Genomic DNA, 22,640 nt, shown 5'->3' on the forward strand with positions numbered 1-22,640 from the left:
ATTAGTTTTCAAGTCTGTAATTTTTAATTTTTCTCCACAGAGAGACTCTATCAATTCCCAGTATCTGCGCTGCAAGAGTTTTATTATTGTAAACTTCTTTTAATACCCATTTAATATATTCTCTTTCAACTTCTTCAAGAGTCATAAACTTACCTTCTTTTTTTGTAAATACTTTAATTTTTAATTCTTTGAGATCATCTGGAAGATGTTCAATTGCAATCTGTGAGGAACTGCACAGCACAACTGCTCTTTCAATAAGATTTTCTAACTCTCTTACATTGCCTGGATATTTATAGTTTAAAAGAATATTTAATACTTCTTCTGAGATTTTTGTCACGTTTTTTTTCATCAAATAAGAGTATTTTTTCAAAAAATAAGCCACCAGCAATGGAATATCATCCTGCCTTTCCCTTAATGGTGGAATTTCCAGATTGACAACATTCAATCTGTAATAAAGGTCTTCCCGGAATTTGCCTTTTTTAACCTCGTCTCTTATATCCTTATTCGTTGCTGCTATAAACCTTACATCCACATGGACAGGAATTGTTCCTCCTAATCGGAAAAATTCTTTTTCCTGAATTACTCTTAAAAGTTTAGCCTGCATGGTTAAAGACATTTCTGTTATTTCATCAAGGAATAGAGTGCCTGATGAAGCTATTTCAATCAAGCCTTTTTTAAATGTGGTAGCCCCTGTAAAAGCTCCTTTTTCATGCCCAAAAAGCTCATTTGAGAGAAGTTCTTCTGTAAAAGCTCCGCAATTTACTGCCAGAAAAGATCTATTTTTCCTTAATGAATTAAGATGAATATATCTTGCAAAAAGTTCCTTCCCTGTTCCACTTTCTCCGGTTATCAATACACTGCAGTCTGTAGGAGCTATCTGGCGGGCTATTTCCAGAAGTTTAAGCATTTTACTGTTTTGAGTAATAATGTTAATTTTTTCGTGGAAATCAAGTTGCTCTCTGAGATGTTTAACTTCTTTTTTTAGATTTATCTTTTCATCGGCTTCTTTAATAATTTTACGAATAATCTCTAATTTAAAGGGTTTGGAAATATAATAAAATGCTCCCTCTCTCATTGCCTCAACAGCGTTTTCCACTGTAGCATAGCCTGTTATCATTATAACCTCTGTATCTGGATAGAGACTCTTACATTTTCTTAATATTTCAAATCCATCAATCTTTTCCATTTTTATATCAGTTAAAACTATGTCAAATGGCTGTTCTTCAATAAGTTTTAAAGCCTCTAAACCACTATCTGTAGCAACCACGTCATAGTTTTCTTTTTTTAATACATGTTCTAGATTTTTCAGCGTTATTTTTTCATCATCTACTACAAGAATCTTCGTCATTTTATTCCTTTGGTAGCATTATGATAAATGTTGTTCCTCTGTCAGCAACACTATCAACACATATACAGCCCTCATGATCTCTTATTAATTCTTGGGTGATAAATAACCCTAACCCTGAGCCTTTACTTTCTTTAGTGGTGAAAAAAGGCTCAAATATTTTTGATAAAATTTCTGGAGAAATTCCAGGACCGTTGTCCTGTACCTCAATGATAATAAACTCTTTATTAACAGAAAGTTCTCCAACACATTTCCCTTCTTTTTTCAAAAAGAGATGTTTATCAAGCGCTTCTTGGGTGGATGAGTAAACCTTTATCTTTATTTCTCCATTATTATCACATGCCTGGATTGCATTTTTTATAAGATTTAAAAGGACCTGCTGAATTTTCTGCTTATCAGCATATATCGAAAGACTATTTTCTACTTCAACACTTAAATTCATTTTTGTTGGTAGTTCACCTTTAATAAAAATAATTGTGTCTTTAATTAATGTCTGTGCAGGAATAGTTTCTTTTTTCAATTCTCTTCTTCTTGAAAAATCAAGCACCGTTTTAATAATATTTTTGGCTCTCTCTGTCTGGGACTCTATTGCCTGAAGAAGCTCTTTTTTATATTGAGTGTCTGAATCTTCGAGTTCTTCAAGAAGTATCTGACATGACGTTGAAATATTTGATAAAGGATTATTCAATTCATGAGCAATCCCTGACATGAGAGTTCCTAATGAAGAGAGTTTTTCAGCCTGGATAAGTTGCTTTTGTTTTGCTTCAAGCTCTTTTAAGACCTTATTAAAAGTCTCAACCAGTGAAAGAATTTCTTTGTCCTTGGATTTAACTTCAATGTAATAGATTTTACCTTCTGCAATTTTTTTCATTTTATTTTCAAGCTCTTTTAATGGTCCAGAGATTAATCTTGTCAGTCCAAGTCCGAACAAGATGAAAGGAATAATAAAAAATATAATTATCAAAACAATACTATATTTCAAAATATTATTTAGGCTGTCTTTTATTATTTTGTGTTCTGTAGTTTTAATATTTTCTGCAATATGAGTGAGTATTTTGCCTTGTTCTCTGATTGATTGTTCAAGAGAGGTAACAGATGGAGAACTTATATTTTCTTTTAACTGAAGCATCAAGGCTTCATAGTTCTGAAGCGTACCCGATAGTTCTTGAATTGCATTTTCTATTTTAAGGCCTTCAAATTTCTGATTTTTGATAAAATTTTTAACAGTTTTAATGTATGACAGGTTATCATTATAGTCTACCTCATTTTTATAAAGAAAAAAATTTTTCTCCGTTCTTCTTATTTCCTGAATTGTTTCAAATAAATTTGAAATATTTCCTTCAAGCTCTATTTTCTGTTTGATTAGCCAGATATCAGACAAAACAATCAGGGATAAACCCACAGTAACAAAGATTCCAGCAATATAAAAAATCATAATTTTTTGTGCAATACTTTTTGGAAACATAGTTTAATTTAAAATATATAGATTGCAAAATGCAACAGAGGGTTTATTTTTGAAACATTTGATAAACATAAATAAATTTAATCATGCTATTAAATCCATAATAAATAAAATAATCTTATTGTGGCATAAAAAATGCTTATTTTTATGATAAAATCAAATTTAAAAGTACAGGAGGTTATAATAATGTTTAAAAAAATTATAAAATTTTTAGAAAATATTTTTGTAGCTGCAAGCTTTGCAGAAGCCGGTGAGTTTGATACGGCAAGAGAAATTTTAGGAAAGAGAAATGGTAACAGGCAACGAAAGATTATAAGGAATACTGAACAGAGAAAAAGGATTCAGATGAGAGCATGAAAGCAGGGGCTTACAGCCCCTCTGTTGTCATACTAAAATTAAATCAGAATTTTAGAAACAATATCCTCAATTTTTTCCATAAATATAATTTCAAGTCCCTTTTTAAAATTTTCTGGGAGATTTTCAATATCTGGTTTATTTCTATAAGGAATTATTACTGCCCTTACACCTGCTCTTTTTGCTGCTAAAATTTTTTCTTTAATGCCTCCCACAGGAAGTATTCTTCCGCTCAGAGTGAGTTCTCCTGTAACTACTACATCTCTTCTTGCAGGCTTATTTGTAAATAAAGAAATTAGAGCCATTGCTATTGTTACGCCTGCTGAAGGTCCATCTTTTGGTATAGCTCCCTGAGGAACATGGATGTGTATATCGTGATCTTCAAAAGCATCTTCTGAGATGTTCAACACAGAAGCATTACTTTTAATATAGCTTAAAGCAGCCTGAGCAGATTCTCGCATAATATTTCCAAGTGAACCTGTAAGAATAAGCTCTCGTTTCCCCTTCATCTTAGCTGCTTCTACAAATATAATATCTCCACCGGTTTCTGTCCACACAACTCCTGTTACAACCCCTACCCTGTTTTTGACATCTGTAACTTCAAAATAGTATCTTCTCGGACCAAGATATTGCTCTACTAATTCCGGCGTTACCTTCACTGAGCTTTTTGGTTTCTTTCCTTTGACAACTTCAGTGGCTAATTTTCTGCATATTGTTGCTATCATCCTCTCAAGATTTCTTATTCCAGCCTCTCTTGTATATTCCTGAATAATTTTTAAAATAGCTTCCCTGGTAAACTCTGGAGGAAATTCTGTAAGTCCCTGTTCAGCTGTCTGTTTAGGAATCAGATGCTTTAATGCGATGTTTTCTTTTTCCTCTTCTGTATATCCTGAAAATTCTATAACCTCCATTCTATCCAATAGGGCAGGTTGGATATTATCAGGTATATTAGCTGTTACTATAAACATAACTCCAGAAAGGTCAAAAGGAACATCAAGATAATGGTCAATAAAAGCACAATTCTGTTCTGGATCAAGTGCTTCAAGCAATGCAGAGGCAGGATCTCCTTTAAAATCCTGACATATTTTATCTATTTCATCAAGCATTAAAACAGGATTGGCCACAGCAGTTCTGCGAATTTCTTCTATTATTCTACCTGGCTTTGCACCAGCATAGGTTCGTCTGTGTCCTCTTATCTCTGCTTCATCTTTAATCCCTCCAAGAGAGATTCTTGCAAACTTTCGTCCTAAAGCATCTGCTATGGATTTTCCTAAAGATGTTTTTCCTGTTCCCGGTGGTCCAGCAAAACACAAAATTGAACCCCTGGTTGAAATAGTTGAAAGTCTGTGCTGAAGTGCCTGTTTAATTGAAAGTTTTACTTCTTCTATTTTAAATGGCTTTGCAATATAATGACATGCTCCTCTCTTAATTGCCTCAACAGCGCTATCCACTGCAGCATAGGCTGTTATCATCATTACCTTAGTATTTGGATATTTTGCTTTGATTTTCTCCAATACAGCAAATCCATCAAGGCCTTGCATTTTGACATCCGTCAGCACTATTTCAAATTCCTGGTCATCAAGAAGTTTAAAAGCTTCTGTTCCATTCTGCGCAGTAACTACTTCATAGTTTTCTTTTTTTAATACATGTTCTAGATTTTTTCTTGCTATTTCTTCATCATCAACAATTAAAATTCTTGGATTTCTGTTTGAAGATAGAATTTTTACAGCAAGATGTTCAAGAATCCTGTTTTTTACTCCATAAAGACCATAATGTCTTTCATTTAAAATTCTTTCTGCTCGTTCAAGATCAAGATTATCAGATGTCTTTTTATTCCATGGCAGGCTTGTAAGATACTCAATATATGTCAATGTAATTGTATACTCTGCTGCTGAAGAATTCATCTTTGAAAGTAAATCGAGTTCTTTTAAAGCAATATCTTTTACCTGAGCTGGCATTTCAGAGTGAGAAATTTTATTTTTGAGTTCTTCAACTATAGTTGTTTGATTTTCGTCATTTTGATTATTTTTTTTAAAAAATCCCATCTTTGTTTCCTTTATTGCATTTTACAAATATAGCGATGCAATTTGCAACATAAAAAATTCTGATTTGATAAAAAATAGCAATAAAATCAAGGAATTCAAATAATAAATTTTCTGGCACATGAATTGTTCTTTAAAAAGAAGGAGGAATTGATGTCAGGTATAAAAAATTTAATAAGCAAATTTGATAAATACATGTCTGCAATTACTTTTGCTGAAGCAGGCGAATTTGAGACTGTCCAGCAGATTATAAGGAAAAAGCCTGTTATTGCAGTAGTTCTCTCATGTCTGGAAGAAGATGAATATTCAATAAAGTATGCTTTGAACTTAACAAAAAGAATGAATGGCATATTGAAAATCTTAAGCAAAGAAAAATGTTCAAAAAATTCATTCAAAGTTTTAAAGAATAGTGAATTAAATCCTGAGACTTTAGAGTTTAAAAGTTTTTCAGATGTTAGAATCAAAAGCTTTTTGGAAGATTCTACCATCATCGTTGTTGGTGATAAAAATGCTTTGCAGGAATTAAATTTCCCGGATGTCTCGATAGTTTTCGTTCAACCAAATAAAAATTTAGCAGGAGGGTAAAATGGTAAAAAAGAAAAAAATATTATTTAAGCTGCTATTTTATGGAGCAGTTACAGTGAGTTTATATGCTGGTTTATTTTTAAATGAGCAAGCTATAAAATCACTTTGTATAAGAGGAGGAGTATATGCTTTGTTTCCAATTGTCACAGCTCTGATTTTTTGTTTTGCTCATGGCAACTTTACAAACTATTTCTGGCAGAGTCTGGGTGTTGAAGCAAAGAAAAAAAGAATGGATATAACTGTTCAGGACAGAACTGTTGATAGAAGAAAAGAAATTAGAACTCAGTTACGTGCATAAATAAAAGGGAGGCTAAGATGATCGATCTTACAACAAATTTTATTGATTTAAATTTAATGAATGTAATGTATTTATTCTTTGTTGGCCTTATAGGTGGACTAGTAAGCGGATTTATAGGTTCAGGAGGAGCATTTGTTCTTACACCTGGGATGATGAGCATAGGTGTGCCAGGCCTTGTTTCAGTTGCAACAAATATGTGTCACAAGTTCCCTAAAGCTCTGGTAGGAGCAGTAAAAAGAGCTAAATTTGGTCAGGTTGATGTTAAATTAGGTTTAGTTATGGGTGCTTCAGCAGAAGTAGGAGTTTTAGTTGGAGCACACATTCAGGAATATATTAAGAAAACATTTGGTGATGCTGGCTCAAATCTATATGTAAGCGCAGCTTTTGTTATTGTTTTGAGCATTGTTGGTACTTATGTACTATTCGATGCGATAAAAACCAAAAATAACAACAAAACAAATAAAGCAGAAGAAATTACAAAAATTGCAAAATGGGTTCGCTCGGTTAATATCCCTGGAACAATGGTTTATTTTAAAAGCCTCGGTGGAAAGGTTTCTTTCCTTTTTACAATTCCTCTTGGTTTTGCCACCGGAATTCTGGCATCTACCATAGCAGTTGGTGGTTTTATTGGTGTTCCTGGATTAATGTATGTGCTTGGTGCACCTGCAATAATGGCATCAGCAACTGAACTTGTTATTGCATTTGTTATGGGATTACTGGGCTCTTTAAAATATGCAATGGGTGGTTTTGTAGATATAAGACTTGCGATGATAATTTTAGCAGGTTCTCTTTTCGGGGTTCAGCTTGGTGCCATAGGAACAACTTATGTCAAAGATTACATGATAAAAATTGTAATGGGTGTAATAATGTTAATAGTGCTTGTTAGTAGAGGGTTGATGGTTCCTGTTTACATGGGACAACTCGGTTTAATCTCTCCATTACCAGACAATACTGTTACTATGCTTAAAACCATAAGCTTTATTACCATGGTGGCAGCCCTTTTGATAGGCGCTTTAATCATCTGTGCTGCTTTAATTAAGGGGATGAGGGCTGAAAGAAAACTGAACAAACTTGCTGAATTTGAAGTTTCAACAACAGCATTAAAATAATTTTTAACTTTCAGTGTCATATCTCTTGGATTTCAAGATTAAATTTATAGGAGAGGTTTACAATGACTGTTTATAATAAAATTTTAATATGCATTGATGGTTCACAAGAAAGTTTGCATGCCTTTGAAGAGGCTATCAAGTTTGCGCAGGATAAAAAGCTTGACGTTTTTGTTTTATCAGTTGCTCCGCCATATAGTGGTGATTTAGGGCTTATCGGAATAGGCCTGTCGTTACAGGAACTTAATAAAGCATATCAACAAGCTCTTGATGTGGCAAAAAATATTGCTGAAAGATATAAAATCTATGTTCAGCCTTTATACGAAGAGGGTGAACCTTATGAAAAAATAGTAGATATAAGTGAAGAATTGTCAGTAGATTTGATTGTGATGGGGAAAAAAGGGCTCAGTGCTGTGGAACAAATTTTAATAGGAAGTGTTACAGAAAGAGTAATAGGCTACAGCAAAGTTGATGTTTTAGTCGTTCCAAAATTCTCCTCAATAAAATGGAACAGCATTGTTGTGGCAACTGATGGCTCGAAAGACAGTAAGATTGCCTGTGAGAGAGCTTTGCAGATAGCGAAGCAGTATAGCTGCCAGAAGGTTAGCATTGTGTCAATTCCCGAAGTTGCGTCAGAAGTTTTTGCCATAAAACCAGAAATTTTTGATACGCATTTGAATAAAATCAAGCAGCATTTAACTTATTGGGAGGAAAAATTTTCAAAAGAAAGTATTCAAACAAAAATTTTCATACAGGAGGGGAAACCTTATAAACAGATTCTAGAAATAGCCAGTAATACACAATCTGATATCATCATTACAGGTTCTCATGGAAGAACAGGGCTACGCAGGCTTCTCATGGGAAGTACGTGTCAGAGAGTAATGGGACTTTCAAAAATTCCCATTTTAGTGATTAAATAAAATTAAATGAATCTTTATTTATCTGGATGGGCTGGATTTAAAGAAGTTTTAGAAGATGTGCCAGAGAATTGGAAATTTTTAATTCCATTTGTTGATTTTGATGAACATGGAATTATCAAGTTTCTAGAAGACAAATCTGGCCAGACTGTCATGGGATGGTCAACAGGTGGACATATTATTCTTAAAAATTTTCATTTTTTTTCTGAAAGGTTTAAGCTAATAGTCATTATTTCAGGATTTAATAAGTTTACGGATTATGTTAATCCAAAAGTTATAAAAAGAATGATTAATAAAATGGAATTAGAGTCTGATAGTGTTGTCAGAGACTTTCTAATAAAAGCAGGATGTAAACCTATTTTACCTAAAAATTTAGACAAACATGCGCTTATTGAAGGACTGAAGTTTCTTTTAACATCTGATTTCTCACATTCTAATACTTATCCTGGCAAGAAGCATAAGTTAGTTTTAATTCACGGAAGCATGGACAAAATTTTACCATCTCAAGCATTATACGATTTACAAAGATTATATCCCTACGCTGAAATATATCTTAAAAAAAGCAGTCATCGGATTCCTTTTTCTGACTGTATCAGTTAATACACTAATTTTTTCTACTCATTATACTGATGAAAACATATGCAAGCGCTAATTGTACAAAACTGGATGGTATTCACTGTCAAAATTTTCATACAAGCGATCATACTTATTGAGAGCTAAATTTTAAAAATACATACTCTCCTGAGTAAGAAATTTATTTAAACTCTGATTAGTTTTAACATTGCTGTAACATAACTTATGTATAATTATTTAATGCCCAGGATACAGAGGGGACAAATAAAGGATTTTATGTTTCTTAGTTTGACAGCTATTACAGCATTCAGTGTAATTGTTATTACAGTAGGAATATTCATTATCTTGTTTAAAGAATCTCTGCCTGCCATGAATAAATTTGGTTTTGAAGAGTTTATTTTTTCTAAAGATTGGGATCCTGTTCAGGAATCATTCGGAGCTGCTCCTGCTTTGATTGGAACATTGATTACATCATTTTTTGCCCTTTTGCTTGCAATACCTGTAGCTATTGGAATAGCAATATTTATTACAGAGATTGCTCCATCAGCATTAAAGGGAGTTATCGGTACAGCTATTGAGCTTCTGGCTGCAATACCAAGTATAATTTACGGAATGTGGGGGCTTTTTACTTTAGCTCCAATAATGAGTAAGTATATTGAACCCTTTTTCCAGTCAACTATAGGAAAACTTCCTCTTATTGGCAAACTATTTGAAGGAACGCCTCTTGGTGTTGATTTATTCACAGCAAGTATTATTTTAAGTATAATGATTATACCTTTTACAGCATCCATAGCAAGAGATTCCTTTAATCTTACTCCTTCAGTGCTTAAAGAGTCTGCCTATGCAATAGGAGCAACAAAGTGGGAAGTTGTCAAAGATGTTGTACTACCTTACTCAAAACTCGGAGTTTTAGGAGGAGTAGGACTTTCTCTTGGAAGGGCTTTAGGTGAAACTATGGCTGTTGCATTTGTTCTGGGAAATCTTAATCAAATTCCCACATCACTTTTTGATGCAGCAGCCACTGTTACAGTAAAGCTTGCTAATGAATTTACAGAGGCTGATAAAGATATATATCTGAGTTCTCTTTACTATCTTGCGCTGCTTCTCTTTATCATGAGCTTTACAATTCTTGCAGTAGCAAAAATTTTTCTGGTTAGGGTAGAAAAAAGATAATAATGAAAAAAAGAAAAATAATAAGTGGGTTAGCACTTTTCATATCATTTCTTGCAGCAGTATGGGGTATTTTCTGGCTATTTTTTATAATTTTTGATGTCCTAAGACATGGGATATCTGCTATAAATCCTGCCTTATTTTTTAATGATCCAGTTCCTCCTGGAGAGACTGGAGGAGGATTAAGAAATGCCTTTGTAGGACATCTTTTAATTACACTATTCGCTACTTTAATTGGAGTTCCCATTGGAGTTCTTGGTGGAACCTTTATTGCCGAATATGGAAGAAAGTATCAAATTTCAAAAGTTATAAGCACGCTTGCAGATATTATGGTAAGTATTCCTGCAATAATTGTAGGCGCTTTTATTTATGCAGTAATGGTTACCCCTCTTGGACATTTCAGTGGATGGGCTGGTGCAGTTTCGCTTGGTATTATTATGATTCCTACTGTTCTCAGAACCACTGAAAATATGCTTTCCCTGATACCATGGACATTGAGAGAAGCTGCCTTTGCTCTTGGAGCACCTTACTATAAAGTGATTATTCAGATAGTTTACCGTGGAGCAGCAACAGGGATTCTTACTGGAATTATTCTTGCAATTGCAAGAGTTACAGGAGAAGCTGCACCTCTTCTTTTTACAGCCTTCAATAATTCATTCTTCTCAATAAATATGAACGAGCCAATTGCATCATTAACAGTAACAATATTTCAGTATGCCATGGGTCCCTATGAGGACTGGCACATTCAGGCATGGGGTGCGTCACTAATGATTACAGTATTTATTCTCTTTGCAACTATTGCGGGAAGAATTCTTATAAAAGGGAGGTACAAGGATTGATACCTGAAATTGAGGTAAAAAGTCTTAATTTTTACTATACTGGTAATATTCATATACTTAAAAACATAAACATGACAGTATATAAAAATAAAGTAACTGCTCTTATTGGTCCTAGTGGATGTGGTAAGACAACACTTCTTAGATGCTTTAACAGAATGCATGATCTTTATGCAGGGAATAAATATGATGGAGAAATAATATTTCAGGGCAGTAATATACTTGTAAAAGATACAGACCTTATAGAATTAAGAAGCAAAATAGGAATGGTGTTTCAGAAGCCAACTCCTTTTCCTATGACAATTTTTGAAAATATTGCTTATGGATTAAAGCTAAAGGGAGCGAAGAAAAGAGCAGAATTAAAAGAACGAGTTGAAAAAGCTTTAAAAGACGCAGCTCTCTGGGATGAGGTAAGGGATAAACTTAATACCAATGCTTTTGGACTTAGTGGAGGTCAGCAGCAACGCTTATGTATTGCACGAGCACTTGCAGTTGAGCCAGAAATTATATTATTTGATGAACCAACAAGCGCTCTTGATCCAATATCAACAGCAAAAATTGAAGAACTTATTATTTCATTAAAAGATAGAGTAACAATTATAATTGTTACTCACAATATGCAGCAGGCAGCAAGAATCTCTGATTGGACAGGTTTTATGATGCTTGGTGAACTTATTGAATATGACAAAACTGAAAAAATATTCACAGTGCCGTCAAATAAGCTTACAGAAGAATATATAACTGGAAGATTTGGTTAATCAGGATATTTAAATGGATTACCTCTAATGATTCTTTCAATCTTTGGGGGGTTGCCTTTAATCAAAAATATAGCGAGTCCTCTTTCTTCTGTTTCCTTGTTAAGATATTTCCATTTGCCATTCCATGAAATATAAAGTTTATAACCGTCTGATTCCATTTCTCCAAGAACAGGTTCAAACTCAAGCTCTGCTTTATCAAAAGGCTTAATTGATGTAATTATTTCTCTATATGCAGATTCTGAACAATACTTTCTTATTCCATAGTTATCTTTATTTTGATAAGCCTTTCTCATTTCATCAACAGCTTTAAATGCTTCTTGTGTGTAGCTGTATTCCTCTGACGGTGGCTTAACCTGTTTTTTCCCTCCGCAACTAAGCAGAAAACAAATGAGGAGAAAAACTAAAACTTTTTTCATACTTGCCTCCGTACCCTTTTTACAATCTGTATTTTACAATCTCTTGTTCTAATATTGCATCATAAATTTTTTTATTTTCAGTTATTTCATTTTTAATTACTATCTCTGTATTTTTTCGTTTTGAATAATATACGCATATTGATGCTGCAACCTGAATCTCTCTTTCTGAGTATGTTCCTGATAAAAAAACAACAGGTCCTTTAAAATCAGATGGAAAAAGGAAAACTCCTTTATTGATTTTTAAAAGAGTTTCATTTTCTGATTCATTCCTTCCGACAATAATTTTACATCTGTCAGAAATTCTAAAATGCCTGCCAATCCTGAGTAATTCTGTCTTTTTAATGGTTAATTCATCATGTTCAAAAAGGTCTCTAACTTTTTTACAGAAAGATGGATCAGTAAGCAAACATCCACCTGCTGGTTGAGGAATTTTCTCAATTCCAAACTTTTTTGCGAGAGCAATCTGCGGTTTTCTTGTTCTGCCAGAAATATCATATAAAAGATTCCTGTCAATAACTCCTTTTAGTTCAGATATTGTAGGGGGAAGAAGCTTTGCAGACAGAGGCCTTAATATTAAACCTTTAAGTGATGTTTCCTTTTCCATTAGAGAAAATATTCCTTTTTTCTGACTCATGGGTCTCTGTCCAGAAACCTCTCCAGTAACGATAAACTCAGCATTATATTGATGCATGATAGTTTTAGCTTCTTTAAGCATTAAAATTTTACAATCAATACAGGGATTAAGATTTTTCCCATAACCATATCTGGGATTTTTTAATATTTCAAAAAATTTTTCTCTAATATCGACTTCTTGTAGTTCAAAGCTAAATTTCCTGGCTAAATCTTCATCTTCCTGTTTTAATGCATTTCCAAATCCTGTTAAAAATTTAAAAGCAGCAACTTCTATATTTTGTTCCTTCACTGTAAGAATTGCAAGAAGACTGTCAAGTCCTCCTGAATATAAAGCAATAGCTTTAGACATAAGAAGCTTTTAGTATTTCTATAATTTCTTCCTGTGTCGCAACAGCTGTTCCAACTTTTTCAACAACTATTCCAGCAGCTATATTTGCTATTTTTGCTGCCTCTGTAAGAGAAGCACCAGCTACATGAGCAAGTGTTATTGCCGCAATTACAGTATCGCCCGCACCTGTAACATCAAATACTTTTCTGGCAGTTGTTGGAAGATGAGTAGTTTTTATTTCCGAATTAATTTTTTCAAACAAACTCATTCCCTCTTCTCCTCTGGTTATTAAAACCGAATCACAAGCAAGCTTTTTTAAGAGATTATACCCTGCTTTAGTCAAGCTTTTTTCATCTCTTATTTCAATTTCTGCTCCATGAGAGGCTTCAGCTACATTTGGAGTTATAAGCGATACTTGTTTATAAAGTCTGAAATGTCCTACTTTTGGATCAACTGCAATAAAACTGCCATTTTGTTTTTTATGGCTCACTAAAATACGAAATAATTCTTCGGAGACAACACCTTTTTTATAGTCAGAAACAATGACTGCATCAAAATTTTTTAAAGCGTTTTTTATTATTGAGAGAAACAATTCCTTTGACTTGCCTTCAAGTCTTCTTCGATTTTCTATATCGAATCTTACAATTTGCTGATTTCCACCAATTACCCTTGTTTTCACTGTAGTTCTTCTTGTATCTTCAAAGATATAATCCTGACCAATTCCTTTTTCTTGGAGCAAATCTTTTAAAATTCTTCCATAAGACCCTTTACCTATTATTCCGCATAGATGAACTTGCCCTTTCAATGCAGTTATATTATTGGCAACATTTGCTGCTCCACCAAGTCTGTAGGTTTCTTCATCAACTTCCACAACAGGAACTGGTGCTTCTGGAGAAATTCTCATCACCTTTCCAAGGATGTATCTATCAAGAATAATATCACCAATAACAAGAATCTTTTTATCTTTGAATTTTTTTAGAATTTTCTCTAACTTAGTTATTGACATTGCTCTTCCTTATCAAATCAACCAGTTCATCAAGAGAGGCTTCTCCCTGTAAACCGTTTTTCATGTTTTTCCATTTATACAGCGATTTTTTGATTTCGTCCTCTCCCACAATAATAACTATATCTGCACCTAATCGATCAGCTTTTCTTAACTGGCTTTTTAAAGATGCTTCCTCATAAGAAGTTTCAACACTTATCTCTTTATTTCTTAAAAATCTAACAAGTTTTCTTGCTTCTTTTTCTTCTACCTGTCCATTTATATATGCAACATATACTAGATTTTTTTCAGGTTTTATTGACAAAGAATTTGCACATATTTCAATTAACCTTTCCATACCAATAGCAAATCCCGCTGCTGGAGTTGATGGACCACCGAATAATGCTACAAGGGTATCATATCTTCCTCCTGCAGCAATGGCATTCTGAGCACCTAGCATTGTTGTGGTAACTTCAAAAACAGTCCGTGTATAGTAGTCAAGTCCTCTTACAATTCTTGGATTTATCGCATATGATATCTTCATTTCATCAAGTTCATTTTGCAAACTCAAAAAATGATTCTTACAATCATTACACAAAAAATTAAGTATAAGAGGTATATTTTTTAAAGACTCCTTACATGCTGGTAGTTTGCAATCCAGAACTCTCAAAGGATTTTTCTCAAATCTTCTCTGACAATCATTGCATAGATTGGTTACTTTATCAGCTAAAAAATTAAAAAGAACTTTTCTGTATTCTGGTCTGCATTTCTCACATCCAAGAGAATTTATCTCATAATTTAAATTTTTGATATCTAACCTTTCTAAAAACATCTTCAGCATATAAATTAATTCAGCATCTATCACAGGAGAAGCTATTCCAAAAGACTCCGCCCCGATCTGATGAAACTGCCTGAATCTTCCCTTCTGGGGTCTTTCATATCTGAACATAGGACCTATATAATAAAATTTTTGAGGAGCCGGATTATTAAAAAGAGAATGCTGAATATAAGCTCTCACAACCGATGCTGTTCCTTCTGGTCTTAAAGCAACTTTTCTGCCTTTTTTGTCCTGAAATATATACATCTCTTTTTCAACTATATCTGTATCCTCTCCAATACTTCGTAAAAATAATTCAGCATTTTCTACAATGGGCGTGCGAATCTCCTTGAAATTAAAACTTTCAACTGTTTTTTTTGCACAGTCTTCAACATACTGCCATAGATGGATTGTTTCAGGAAAAATATCCTGCATCCCTCGTAATAGACTATACTTCACTTTCTTCGCCTTCTCTTTCTTTATCAAATTCTAGCATTTTTAAATGTGACTCTATCAGTCTTCTTATTTCTTCCTTAAAATGCCTTCTGATTCCCTTTAAATCAACAATATCCTCATGAATCTTAACAACCTTTTCCTGAGCTTCTTTTATAATATTTTCAGCGGTTAATTGTGCTTCTTTTATTATGAGTTCAGCTTCTTTTTTTGCATTTATCTGATAATCCTCAACAAGCCTCTGAGCTGTCATCAATGTATCTCTGATTGATTGTTCGATTTTTTTGTAGTCCTCTAGCTGATTCTCAAGAATTACCACCTTTTCTTTTAGCATTGAATTTTCTTTTAAAATTTCTTCTAACTCTTCTCGTATAATCTCAAGAAAAGAGTAAACCTCATCCATATCAAAGCCTCTGAATTTAATCTTGAACTGCTTTTGTTGAATATCCAACGGCGTTATTCTCATAAAAGTCCTCCTTTAATTCTATAACCAAGCTCAACGAGGCTTGCAACTAAAAATTTCTGTAAAAAAAATATTATTAGCAAAAGAATTAATGGTGATATATCAACTGGAAGTCTGAAAGGCATCAATTTTCTTATTGGACGCAAAACCGGTTCAGTAACTCCATAAAGAAATCTGACGATAGGATTATAAGGATCAGGATTGACCCAGCTAATTACTGCAGCAATAACGATGATGAAAGTATAAATTGTAAATACGATATCTAAAATATTTGCCAAAGCAATAATAAGATTTGCAATTAAAAACATGTATCCTCCTGAATTGAAAGCTCTTTAGCTCTTTTGCTTGCCTCCTGAACAGTTTTGAAAATTATGTCTTTAAGATTACTTTCAGCTAACACCTTAAGTCCAGCCTCTGTTGTACCCCCTGGTGATGTTACTTTCAGCCTTATTTTATCAGGCGGCATTCCACTGTCAAGCAGCTTTGCAGTGCCAATAACTGTTTGAACTATAAGTTCTTTTGCAATATCATCAGAAAATCCAAGCTCTGTTGCTACATTTATAAACTGTTCCACTATATAGCACAAAAATCCAGGTCCGCTTCCTGATAAGGCAGTAACAAGATTCATATAACTTTCAGGAAGTGTAAGCACTTTTCCAACACTCATGAAAATATCTCTTACCGGAGCTAAAATTTTCATCTCAAGGCACTCACATAAAGCAAGAACCGTCATTGATTCACCTACTGTTGCTGCAAAATTTGGCATTGCTCTGATAAGTTTGTCTGTTTTAAGATATTGCTTAATAAAATTAAGAGAAATTCCAGCAACTATTGACACAATAATATGTTTTTCAGAAACAAGATCTTTAATTTCTTCAAGAACCTCTCTTATATTCTGTGGTTTTATGGCCAGCACAATAATTGTTGATGAATTGACCACTTCTATGTTTGAAGCCGTTGTTTTAACTCCGTAACAGTTCTCAAGATATCGTCTTCTTTCTTCAACTGGTTCAGATACGATAATGTTTTTTTTCCCATCTTTAACAAGCCCTTTTATAAGAGCTTCTGCCATATTTCCTCCACCAATAAAGCCTGTCATTTTATTTTCCCTCCTCAATTTATTCTTGGTCCAAAAATGGCTGTGCCTATTCTTACCATAGTAGATCCTTCTTCTATTGCTACTTCAAAATCATTAGACATTCCCATTGAAAGTTCTTGTAATGGATATCCTTTTTGAGATAGCTCTTCTTTTATTTGCCTGAGTTTTCTAAAATAGGGTCTTGTATCTTCAGGGGTTACAAAATATGGTGGAATTGTCATCAGTCCTTCAATTTGTAAATACTTAAGCTTTTTAGATAGTTCCAATATTTCTTCTACTGCATCTTCGTTAATCCCATATTTTGTTTCTTCCTCAGATAACTTGACCTGAATTAAAGCTCTCTGAATTTTTTTAATTTTACTTGCCTCTTTATCTATTAATATTGCAAGTTTGTCTGAATCTACTGAATGAATTATTTCAAAAAGTCTTACAGCCTCTTTTACTTTATTGCTCTGAAGATGTCCTATCATATGCCATTTAATATTAAAATTAAATTCATTAAGTTTTTCAATTTTCTGTTTCGCTTCCTGAACTTTGTTTTCTCCAAAAACTCTTAACCCAAGATCAACCGATTCTATTATTTTATCAATTGGTTGAGATTTTGTTACTGCTATCAGTTTAATCTCCTCGGGATTTCTGCCTGATCTTAATGCTGCATAAGTTATTTTTTTAAAAACAGATGATATTCTTGCTGTAAGCATAATATAATACATTATACATGATTATGAATATCCTTGATAGACTTTCTTTAAGGTGGAAACTGATACTCATTTTATTATTACTCAATTTTAGTTTAATGTTCAGTTTATATATATTTTATAGTCAAACCGAAAAAAAACTATTAAAGGAAATAGAACGGCAAACTGCTGACCTTACAAAGGCTATTCAAATAGGAGTTGAAGAAGTTACTAAAGGAGGGTCAAATAAACTTACAGAGTATTTAAAAAAGCTTAATACAAAAGGAATAAGAGAAGTATCCATCATAAGCAATACTCAGGAGATTATAGCAAGCACAAACCCTCAAAACATAGGGAAACCCATAACTCATAGTAAAAAGGAGTTAATTATTAAAGCAGAGCTTGGCGAGCCTGTATTTGAAGAAGAGAATGTTTATAATGTGATAATTCCTGTAATAGCAGGCAATGTTCAGTATGGGTACATTCATCTAAGAATCAATAAAGATGATTTTTCTCATATTTTAAAAACAAATGCACTTAAAAGAATTCTTACAACTTTAATGATATTTTTTATAGGTATAGTGGTTACCTATATTATTTCTTTAAGATATACTAAACCAATTAATACTCTAACTGAGGCTGCAAAAAAAGTTGCTCAGGGAGATTTTAAATATAGACTTAATATTAAGAGAAAGGATGAAATAGGTAAGATAGCAGAAAGTTTTAACTTCATGATTCAGAAACTTCAGGAAAACCAGATTTTACATGAAAGACTTAGAGAAGCAGAACATCTATCAGCAATTGGGCAACTCAGTAGAACAATTGCTCATGAAGTAAGAAATCCTCTTAATTTCATCAATTTAAGCATAGATCATCTAATAGAAAAGTTACAAAAACAAGAATTGGACTCTGACAACTACATAAAGCTTCTTGAGAATATGAAACAGGAAATTTACAGAGTTAATAATTTAATTACAGAATATCTTGAATATACAAGACCTCTAAAATTGAACAAAAAACTTGCAAGTATCATAGAGATAATAGAAGATGTTGTTTCGCTTGTTGAAGCGACCGCATCAAAATATGGGATTAATATTTATAAAGACTATGATGTTGATTTTACTCTTAATCTTGATGTAGATTTGATAAAAAGTTGCTTTTTGAATATAATTACAAATGCATTATATGCCATGAAAGATTCGGATATGAAAAATCTTTTTATCAAAACAGAACTTTCAGAAGACAATCTGTTGATAAAAATATCTGATACTGGATCTGGAGTACCTGAAGAGTATATAGATAAAATTTTCGAGCCATTTTTCTCAACGAAAAAAGGAGGACTCGGGCTGGGGCTTCCGTTATCAAAGAGAGTTATTGAGGAACATGGAGGTAAAATAGAGTTTTCAAGCAGGCAAGGTAATGGTAGTGAAGTAAAAATTTATATACCGGTTTAACATATAAAGATATGACAACAATACTTATAGTTGATGATGAGATTTTGCAGAGAGAGATTCTGTTAACCATTCTTTCTGAGGAAGGGTATAATGTTCACTCTGCTTCTTGTATAGAGGAAGCACGAAAAATAATTAATGAATCGTTTCCTGAAATAATCCTCACTGATCTTAAGCTTGGAAGTCAGGATGGAATGGAGATCCTCAATAATCTTCCGGATGAACCATTTCGACCTGCTGTAATTGTGATCACTGCTTTTGGTACAATATCCTCTGCTGTGAATGCTATTAAAAAAGGCGCATTTGACTATCTCACAAAACCTCTTGATAAAGAAGTACTTCTTGTTACTGTAAGAAAAGCAGAAGAGAGAATGAATCTGATTAAAGAGAATCTGATGCTTAGAAAGGAACTTTACGATAAATTTAAAATTGATGGAATTATAGTCAAATCTAAAAAAATGCTTCAGATCATTGATATAGTTAAAAAAGTAACTCCGACAAATGCTACTGTGCTTATATATGGAGAAAGCGGAACAGGTAAAGAACTTATTTCAAGAGCAATTCATTACAATTCGCCAAGAAAGAATAAACCATTTATTGCAATAAACTGCGCAGCAATACCTGAGACATTAATTGAGAGTGAACTTTTTGGATACGAAGCAGGCGCTTTTACTGGAGCAAATACAAGAAAAATAGGGCTCATTGAAGCTGCTGATAAAGGTACTCTTTTCCTCGATGAGATTGCTGAACTTCCGATTACAACACAATCTAAACTGCTCAGAGTGCTTCAGGATAAAGAGATACGAAGAATAGGAGGAAAGGATATCATAAAAGTTGATGTCAGAATTATTGCAGCAACCAACAAAAACCTTGCTGATGAAGTTGTAAGTAATCGTTTCAGAGAAGATCTTTACTACAGGTTGAAGGTTGTAACAGTTGAACTTCCAGCACTGAGAGAAAGAAAAGAGGATATTCCAGATCTTGTTCACTTTTTCATAGAAAAATATTCTAAAGAATTTGGTAAACGAATTAATGGAATAGATGAAAAAGCAATGGAGGCAATTTTAAATTATTCATGGCCTGGCAATATAAGAGAACTTGAAAGTGTTATTGAAAGAGCAATAATAATATGCGACAAAGATAAAATTACAATTGATGATATTCAGGATGAATTAAAAGTTACAAAATGCAAAAATATTTTTGATATCAATATACCTGATGAGGGCATAAATTATGAAGAACTTGAAAAAGAACTATTAAAAAAAGCATTGATTAAATCAAATTTTGTTATTGCACAGGCTGCTAGACTACTGGGCATGAGTTATGATACATTCTGGTATAGATTGAAAAAATTCGGACTTTCAGAAAATATTCGTGAAATGACGAAAAACTTTGTGAAATGACGAATCTAATTAATAACTGTAAATATAAAATAATTTATAAAACAAAGGGTTTTAATATGGCATCAAACTTGATTAACTCCATAAGGTATGGAGCTAAAAACTGAAATCCCTTTAGTAAAAAATTAAAAAAGAAAGGAGGTGAAGAATAAGATGAAGAAAATTATAGCAGTAGTAATGGCTTTGGTGTTCGCTCTTACAGTAACAGCAGCATTTGCTCAGCAGCCTGCTGCCAAACCAGCTGAACCAGCAAAACCAGCTGAACCAGCAAAAAAACCTGCTAAGGAAACAGTTAAAAGTATCACAGGTGAGGTTACAGCTGTTGACACAGTTGGCAAAACCGTCACAGTAAAAAGCGCAAAACAGGAACTCACAATAGGAGTAACTGACGAACAGATTAAAGATGTTAAAGCTGGTGACAAGGTTGCAGTAAAATATTCCGAGAAAGACGGAAAGCTTACAGCAAAAAGCGTAAAGAAAACCGCAGCAAAGAAAGCTGAGAAAAAAGATATGAAGAAAGACGAGAAGAAAACTGACAAGAAACAGTAAAAGCTTTCTTTAATTAAAAGGTTGGAGAAGATTAATCTTCTCCAACCTTTTTTATTTTATATTTCAACGCCTCTTTTCCTTAATTCTTCTAATTTTTTTTCTCGACAGGTTTTACATCTGAATTCAGGTTCAGGATCATTCAATCTGTCATAGTTTTTTGTTTTAACAACTCTGTAACCTTCACATATCTGTCCGCAATCAACACATCTTACATTTTCTCTAATCTGCCAGAGCGGATAGAATGCTGGAATTTTAAAATGAGATTTAAATATTGCTTTGTCAATAAACCAAAAAACATTGGCAAGTAAAAACTGATTAAGCAGAAATGCAGGAATAGTGTGAATTCCCAAATAATCACTCAATAAAAATTGTAGTAATGCTCCAGCTATGCCAGAAAGAACAATCCAGCGTCCAAATACATAAACAAACCATGTTTTCATAATTTATCCTCCTACTAAGAATTTGTGTTATAAAATTTATATACATGGGTTTTACCCATATAAAACAAAAGAAGACAGGCAGGAGAACTCTATTTACCTGGGTCAGTGAACCCTTCGAGGAGTTTGTTCCCTGCCTCCCAAAGCCATTATAGGTTGATTGGGTCACTAAACCCTCGTGTCACCTTGGAGGATTGGTCGGGAGGCATCCCCTGCTCTGTCCAAACAAGTTCTGGAGGTGCTATTATGTTTAAAATCTTCATAGGTATTGATATCTCCAAAGACTCTTTCTCCGTTTCTACTGTTGATCTGAACGGTAATGTCTGTTTTTCCCTGTCTGCCAGTATGGATTCTTCTGGTTTCTCTGAACTCTACAACGCTATCATTTCTTCCTGCAATGTACTCTCCTCTGTTATAGTTGGTATGGAATCCTCTGGCTGTTACCATATTAATCTGTTCTCCTTCCTTTCCAACAAAGGCATCAAAACTATCATCATTAACCCCTTGCTTATTTCCAATTTCTCTAAACTTTCTCTCAGAAAAACCAAAACAGACAGAAAAGATGCCCTTACCATCGCTAAATTCCTCCTTGTCCATAAAAACCAAATTGAGCAGTTCTCTTCCTCTCAAGATATAATAGAGCTCAGAGATATCGCAAGGGAAAGAGAATATCTGTGTAACCTTATTGCCTCTATAAAAAATGAAATTAAAAGGCTCCTTCAACTGCTCTTCCCTGAGTTGGAATCCATCTGTAATGTCTTCACCCTTACTATGCTTAACTTCCTCATGAAGTTTCCTTCTGCAAGAACTATCAGAGAATCTAAATCCCACCTTATAGCTAAGGCTCTTGAGAGCTCCTGCCAGGGCAGAAAAATCTCTGTCTCTGTAGAAACCATAATCAAAACTGCTCAGTCTTCTGTGGCTTCTACAAACATAGCTAAAGAGATCATACTCAGAGGAAAAATCTCTACCTTGCTTCATCTTATGGAAAGACTGAATGAAATTACTGAGTTGCTTTCCTCTTACTGCCAATCTATTATGCTTGAGGACCTTCAAATCCTTACCTCCATTGACGGAATTGATACAACAACTGCTGCCACTTTTTTGGCTGAAGTGGGGAAAATTGACAACTTTCAGTCTCATAAAAAATTGATTGCCTATGCAGGCATAGACCCTTCTGTGTATCAATCTGGCAAGTTTGAAGGCAAAAGCAAAATCTCTAAAAGAGGTAACAGACATTTTACAAGAGTGATTTACATCATAACAGTCAATGTTATAAGGGTTAATCATGTCTTCAGAGCTTATTTTCTCAGAAGAAGAAATGAAGGACTGCCATTCAGAAAGGCAGTTATGACTACCGCACATAAGCTTCTCAGAACCATCTTTGCTATGCTCTCTCATAAATCCTATTTCCGTGTTAAGAAACATTCTTTATAGTTGACTCCATGCTAACATGTTAATTTTAAAGGCAATATAATTTTTTAGTGTA

At 33.5% G+C, this 22,640-nt stretch carries 25 protein-coding genes; 13 read left to right on the plus strand and 12 right to left on the minus strand.

From position 1 onward, the window contains the following. Position 1: 1 nt before the first annotated feature. The gene (locus G581_RS0109610; RefSeq protein ID WP_028845621.1) at positions 2–1,348 is read right to left on the minus strand and encodes a sigma-54-dependent transcriptional regulator; all 1,347 of its coding nucleotides are present in this window, start codon (positions 1,346–1,348) and stop codon (positions 2–4) included. 1 nt (position 1,349) lies between these two features. Next, on the minus strand, positions 1,350–2,810 hold the full coding sequence (locus G581_RS0109615; protein WP_028845622.1) for a sensor histidine kinase: 1,461 nt from the start codon (positions 2,808–2,810) through the stop codon (positions 1,350–1,352). Between the two features lie 183 nt (positions 2,811–2,993). On the opposite strand from G581_RS0109615, the gene G581_RS0109620 reads away from it, so the two are divergent. Next, a complete protein-coding gene (locus G581_RS0109620; protein WP_156875258.1) occupies positions 2,994–3,164 on the plus strand; it encodes a hypothetical protein in 171 nt (56 codons plus the stop codon). 38 nt (positions 3,165–3,202) lie between these two features. Here G581_RS0109620 and lon read toward each other — a convergent pair whose 3' ends face one another. Then, entirely contained in the window at positions 3,203–5,206 is a 2,004-nt protein-coding gene (lon, locus tag G581_RS0109625) for an endopeptidase La (RefSeq protein ID WP_028845624.1), read from the minus strand. Between the two features lie 150 nt (positions 5,207–5,356). On the opposite strand from lon, the gene G581_RS0109630 reads away from it, so the two are divergent. The 8 genes from G581_RS0109630 to pstB all read left to right on the plus strand — a co-directional run bounded on the left by G581_RS0109630 (position 5,357) and on the right by pstB (position 11,446). Next, the gene (locus tag G581_RS0109630; protein ID WP_028845625.1) at positions 5,357–5,788 is read left to right on the plus strand and encodes a hypothetical protein; all 432 of its coding nucleotides are present in this window, start codon (positions 5,357–5,359) and stop codon (positions 5,786–5,788) included. Position 5,789: 1 nt separating this feature from the next. Further along, the gene (locus G581_RS11370) at positions 5,790–6,086 is read left to right on the plus strand and encodes a hypothetical protein (protein WP_051179203.1); all 297 of its coding nucleotides are present in this window, start codon (positions 5,790–5,792) and stop codon (positions 6,084–6,086) included. Positions 6,087–6,103: 17 nt separating this feature from the next. Continuing rightward, a complete protein-coding gene (locus G581_RS11375; RefSeq protein ID WP_038065851.1) occupies positions 6,104–7,195 on the plus strand; it encodes a sulfite exporter TauE/SafE family protein in 1,092 nt (363 codons plus the stop codon). 62 nt (positions 7,196–7,257) lie between these two features. Then, entirely contained in the window at positions 7,258–8,112 is an 855-nt protein-coding gene (locus G581_RS0109645) for a universal stress protein (protein ID WP_028845626.1), read from the plus strand. Between the two features lie 6 nt (positions 8,113–8,118). After that, positions 8,119–8,709, plus strand: coding sequence for a hypothetical protein (locus G581_RS0109650; RefSeq protein WP_028845627.1), 591 nt, complete (start codon positions 8,119–8,121; stop codon positions 8,707–8,709). Positions 8,710–8,958: 249 nt separating this feature from the next. Then, positions 8,959–9,855, plus strand: a complete 897-nt coding sequence (gene pstC, locus G581_RS0109655) for a phosphate ABC transporter permease subunit PstC (RefSeq protein ID WP_239639063.1) — start codon at positions 8,959–8,961, stop codon at positions 9,853–9,855. A gap of 2 nt (positions 9,856–9,857) precedes the next feature. Beyond that, positions 9,858–10,691, plus strand: a complete 834-nt coding sequence (pstA, locus tag G581_RS11380; protein ID WP_038065856.1) for a phosphate ABC transporter permease PstA — start codon at positions 9,858–9,860, stop codon at positions 10,689–10,691. Further along, complete coding sequence (gene pstB / locus G581_RS0109665; protein ID WP_028845629.1) at positions 10,688–11,446, plus strand: phosphate ABC transporter ATP-binding protein PstB; 759 nt, start codon at positions 10,688–10,690, stop codon at positions 11,444–11,446. The genes pstA and pstB overlap by 4 nt, the downstream gene beginning before the upstream one ends. Here pstB and G581_RS0109670 read toward each other — a convergent pair. The 8 genes from G581_RS0109670 to G581_RS0109705 are packed head-to-tail and all read right to left on the minus strand — an operon-like array spanning position 11,443 to position 17,350. Next, positions 11,443–11,862, minus strand: coding sequence for a hypothetical protein (locus G581_RS0109670; protein ID WP_028845630.1), 420 nt, complete (start codon positions 11,860–11,862; stop codon positions 11,443–11,445). The genes pstB and G581_RS0109670 overlap by 4 nt on opposite strands. A 19-nt stretch (positions 11,863–11,881) precedes the next feature. Beyond that, positions 11,882–12,844, minus strand: coding sequence for a DUF814 domain-containing protein (locus G581_RS0109675; protein ID WP_028845631.1), 963 nt, complete (start codon positions 12,842–12,844; stop codon positions 11,882–11,884). Next, the gene (gene rfaE1 / locus G581_RS0109680; RefSeq protein WP_028845632.1) at positions 12,837–13,829 is read right to left on the minus strand and encodes a D-glycero-beta-D-manno-heptose-7-phosphate kinase; all 993 of its coding nucleotides are present in this window, start codon (positions 13,827–13,829) and stop codon (positions 12,837–12,839) included. Before rfaE1 ends, G581_RS0109675 begins: the two co-directional genes overlap by 8 nt. After that, entirely contained in the window at positions 13,816–15,081 is a 1,266-nt protein-coding gene (gene hisS / locus G581_RS0109685) for a histidine--tRNA ligase (protein ID WP_028845633.1), read from the minus strand. Before hisS ends, rfaE1 begins: the two co-directional genes overlap by 14 nt. Then, positions 15,071–15,541, minus strand: a complete 471-nt coding sequence (locus G581_RS0109690) for a DivIVA domain-containing protein (protein WP_028845634.1) — start codon at positions 15,539–15,541, stop codon at positions 15,071–15,073. The genes hisS and G581_RS0109690 overlap by 11 nt, the downstream gene beginning before the upstream one ends. Then, a complete protein-coding gene (locus tag G581_RS0109695; protein ID WP_028845635.1) occupies positions 15,538–15,846 on the minus strand; it encodes a YggT family protein in 309 nt (102 codons plus the stop codon). The genes G581_RS0109690 and G581_RS0109695 overlap by 4 nt, the downstream gene beginning before the upstream one ends. Further along, the gene (proC, locus tag G581_RS0109700) at positions 15,837–16,637 is read right to left on the minus strand and encodes a pyrroline-5-carboxylate reductase (protein ID WP_038065862.1); all 801 of its coding nucleotides are present in this window, start codon (positions 16,635–16,637) and stop codon (positions 15,837–15,839) included. Before proC ends, G581_RS0109695 begins: the two co-directional genes overlap by 10 nt. 14 nt (positions 16,638–16,651) lie before the next feature. Continuing rightward, positions 16,652–17,350, minus strand: a complete 699-nt coding sequence (locus G581_RS0109705; RefSeq protein ID WP_239639064.1) for a YggS family pyridoxal phosphate-dependent enzyme — start codon at positions 17,348–17,350, stop codon at positions 16,652–16,654. 83 nt (positions 17,351–17,433) lie between these two features. On the opposite strand from G581_RS0109705, the gene G581_RS0109710 reads away from it, so the two are divergent. The 3 genes from G581_RS0109710 (at position 17,434) to G581_RS11830 (ending at position 20,714) form a co-directional block, all read left to right on the plus strand. Further along, a complete protein-coding gene (locus G581_RS0109710; RefSeq protein ID WP_239639065.1) occupies positions 17,434–18,768 on the plus strand; it encodes a sensor histidine kinase in 1,335 nt (444 codons plus the stop codon). Positions 18,769–18,779: 11 nt separating this feature from the next. Continuing rightward, the gene (locus G581_RS0109715; RefSeq protein ID WP_028845639.1) at positions 18,780–20,168 is read left to right on the plus strand and encodes a sigma-54-dependent transcriptional regulator; all 1,389 of its coding nucleotides are present in this window, start codon (positions 18,780–18,782) and stop codon (positions 20,166–20,168) included. Between the two features lie 150 nt (positions 20,169–20,318). Further along, on the plus strand, positions 20,319–20,714 hold the full coding sequence (locus tag G581_RS11830; protein ID WP_051179204.1) for a hypothetical protein: 396 nt from the start codon (positions 20,319–20,321) through the stop codon (positions 20,712–20,714). Between the two features lie 56 nt (positions 20,715–20,770). Here the strand turns inward: G581_RS11830 and G581_RS0109725 are convergent, their stop codons facing one another. Then, on the minus strand, positions 20,771–21,154 hold the full coding sequence (locus G581_RS0109725) for a hypothetical protein (RefSeq protein ID WP_028845640.1): 384 nt from the start codon (positions 21,152–21,154) through the stop codon (positions 20,771–20,773). A 243-nt stretch (positions 21,155–21,397) separates the two neighbouring features. Here G581_RS0109725 and G581_RS11970 point away from each other — a divergent pair, with 243 nt between their 5' ends. Further along, entirely contained in the window at positions 21,398–22,588 is a 1,191-nt protein-coding gene (locus G581_RS11970) for an IS110 family RNA-guided transposase (protein ID WP_038065866.1), read from the plus strand. Positions 22,589–22,640: the final 52 nt, after the last annotated feature.

The sequence above is a fragment of the Thermodesulfovibrio thiophilus DSM 17215 genome (assembly GCF_000423865.1).
Lineage (GTDB): Bacteria > Nitrospirota > Thermodesulfovibrionia > Thermodesulfovibrionales > Thermodesulfovibrionaceae > Thermodesulfovibrio > Thermodesulfovibrio thiophilus.

Bases quoted from the DNA above. Each gene is read 5' to 3' on its own strand.
- G581_RS0109610 (WP_028845621.1), bottom strand. From the start codon at position 1,348: ATGACGAAGATTCTTGTAGTAGATGATGAAAAAATAACGCTGAAAAAT.
- G581_RS0109615 (WP_028845622.1), bottom strand. From the start codon at position 2,810: ATGTTTCCAAAAAGTATTGCACAAAAAATTATGATTTTTTATATTGCT.
- G581_RS0109620 (WP_156875258.1), top strand. From the start codon at position 2,994: ATGTTTAAAAAAATTATAAAATTTTTAGAAAATATTTTTGTAGCTGCA.
- lon (WP_028845624.1), bottom strand. From the start codon at position 5,206: ATGGGATTTTTTAAAAAAAATAATCAAAATGACGAAAATCAAACAACT.
- G581_RS0109630 (WP_028845625.1), top strand. From the start codon at position 5,357: ATGTCAGGTATAAAAAATTTAATAAGCAAATTTGATAAATACATGTCT.
- G581_RS11370 (WP_051179203.1), top strand. From the start codon at position 5,790: ATGGTAAAAAAGAAAAAAATATTATTTAAGCTGCTATTTTATGGAGCA.
- G581_RS11375 (WP_038065851.1), top strand. From the start codon at position 6,104: ATGATCGATCTTACAACAAATTTTATTGATTTAAATTTAATGAATGTA.
- G581_RS0109645 (WP_028845626.1), top strand. From the start codon at position 7,258: ATGACTGTTTATAATAAAATTTTAATATGCATTGATGGTTCACAAGAA.
- G581_RS0109650 (WP_028845627.1), top strand. From the start codon at position 8,119: ATGAATCTTTATTTATCTGGATGGGCTGGATTTAAAGAAGTTTTAGAA.
- pstC (WP_239639063.1), top strand. From the start codon at position 8,959: ATGTTTCTTAGTTTGACAGCTATTACAGCATTCAGTGTAATTGTTATT.
- pstA (WP_038065856.1), top strand. From the start codon at position 9,858: ATGAAAAAAAGAAAAATAATAAGTGGGTTAGCACTTTTCATATCATTT.
- G581_RS0109670 (WP_028845630.1), bottom strand. From the start codon at position 11,862: ATGAAAAAAGTTTTAGTTTTTCTCCTCATTTGTTTTCTGCTTAGTTGC.
- G581_RS0109675 (WP_028845631.1), bottom strand. From the start codon at position 12,844: ATGTCTAAAGCTATTGCTTTATATTCAGGAGGACTTGACAGTCTTCTT.
- rfaE1 (WP_028845632.1), bottom strand. From the start codon at position 13,829: ATGTCAATAACTAAGTTAGAGAAAATTCTAAAAAAATTCAAAGATAAA.
- G581_RS0109690 (WP_028845634.1), bottom strand. From the start codon at position 15,541: ATGAGAATAACGCCGTTGGATATTCAACAAAAGCAGTTCAAGATTAAA.
- G581_RS0109695 (WP_028845635.1), bottom strand. From the start codon at position 15,846: ATGTTTTTAATTGCAAATCTTATTATTGCTTTGGCAAATATTTTAGAT.
- proC (WP_038065862.1), bottom strand. From the start codon at position 16,637: ATGACAGGCTTTATTGGTGGAGGAAATATGGCAGAAGCTCTTATAAAA.
- G581_RS0109705 (WP_239639064.1), bottom strand. From the start codon at position 17,350: ATGTATTATATTATGCTTACAGCAAGAATATCATCTGTTTTTAAAAAA.
- G581_RS0109710 (WP_239639065.1), top strand. From the start codon at position 17,434: ATGTTCAGTTTATATATATTTTATAGTCAAACCGAAAAAAAACTATTA.
- G581_RS0109715 (WP_028845639.1), top strand. From the start codon at position 18,780: ATGACAACAATACTTATAGTTGATGATGAGATTTTGCAGAGAGAGATT.
- G581_RS11830 (WP_051179204.1), top strand. From the start codon at position 20,319: ATGAAGAAAATTATAGCAGTAGTAATGGCTTTGGTGTTCGCTCTTACA.
- G581_RS0109725 (WP_028845640.1), bottom strand. From the start codon at position 21,154: ATGAAAACATGGTTTGTTTATGTATTTGGACGCTGGATTGTTCTTTCT.
- G581_RS11970 (WP_038065866.1), top strand. From the start codon at position 21,398: ATGTTTAAAATCTTCATAGGTATTGATATCTCCAAAGACTCTTTCTCC.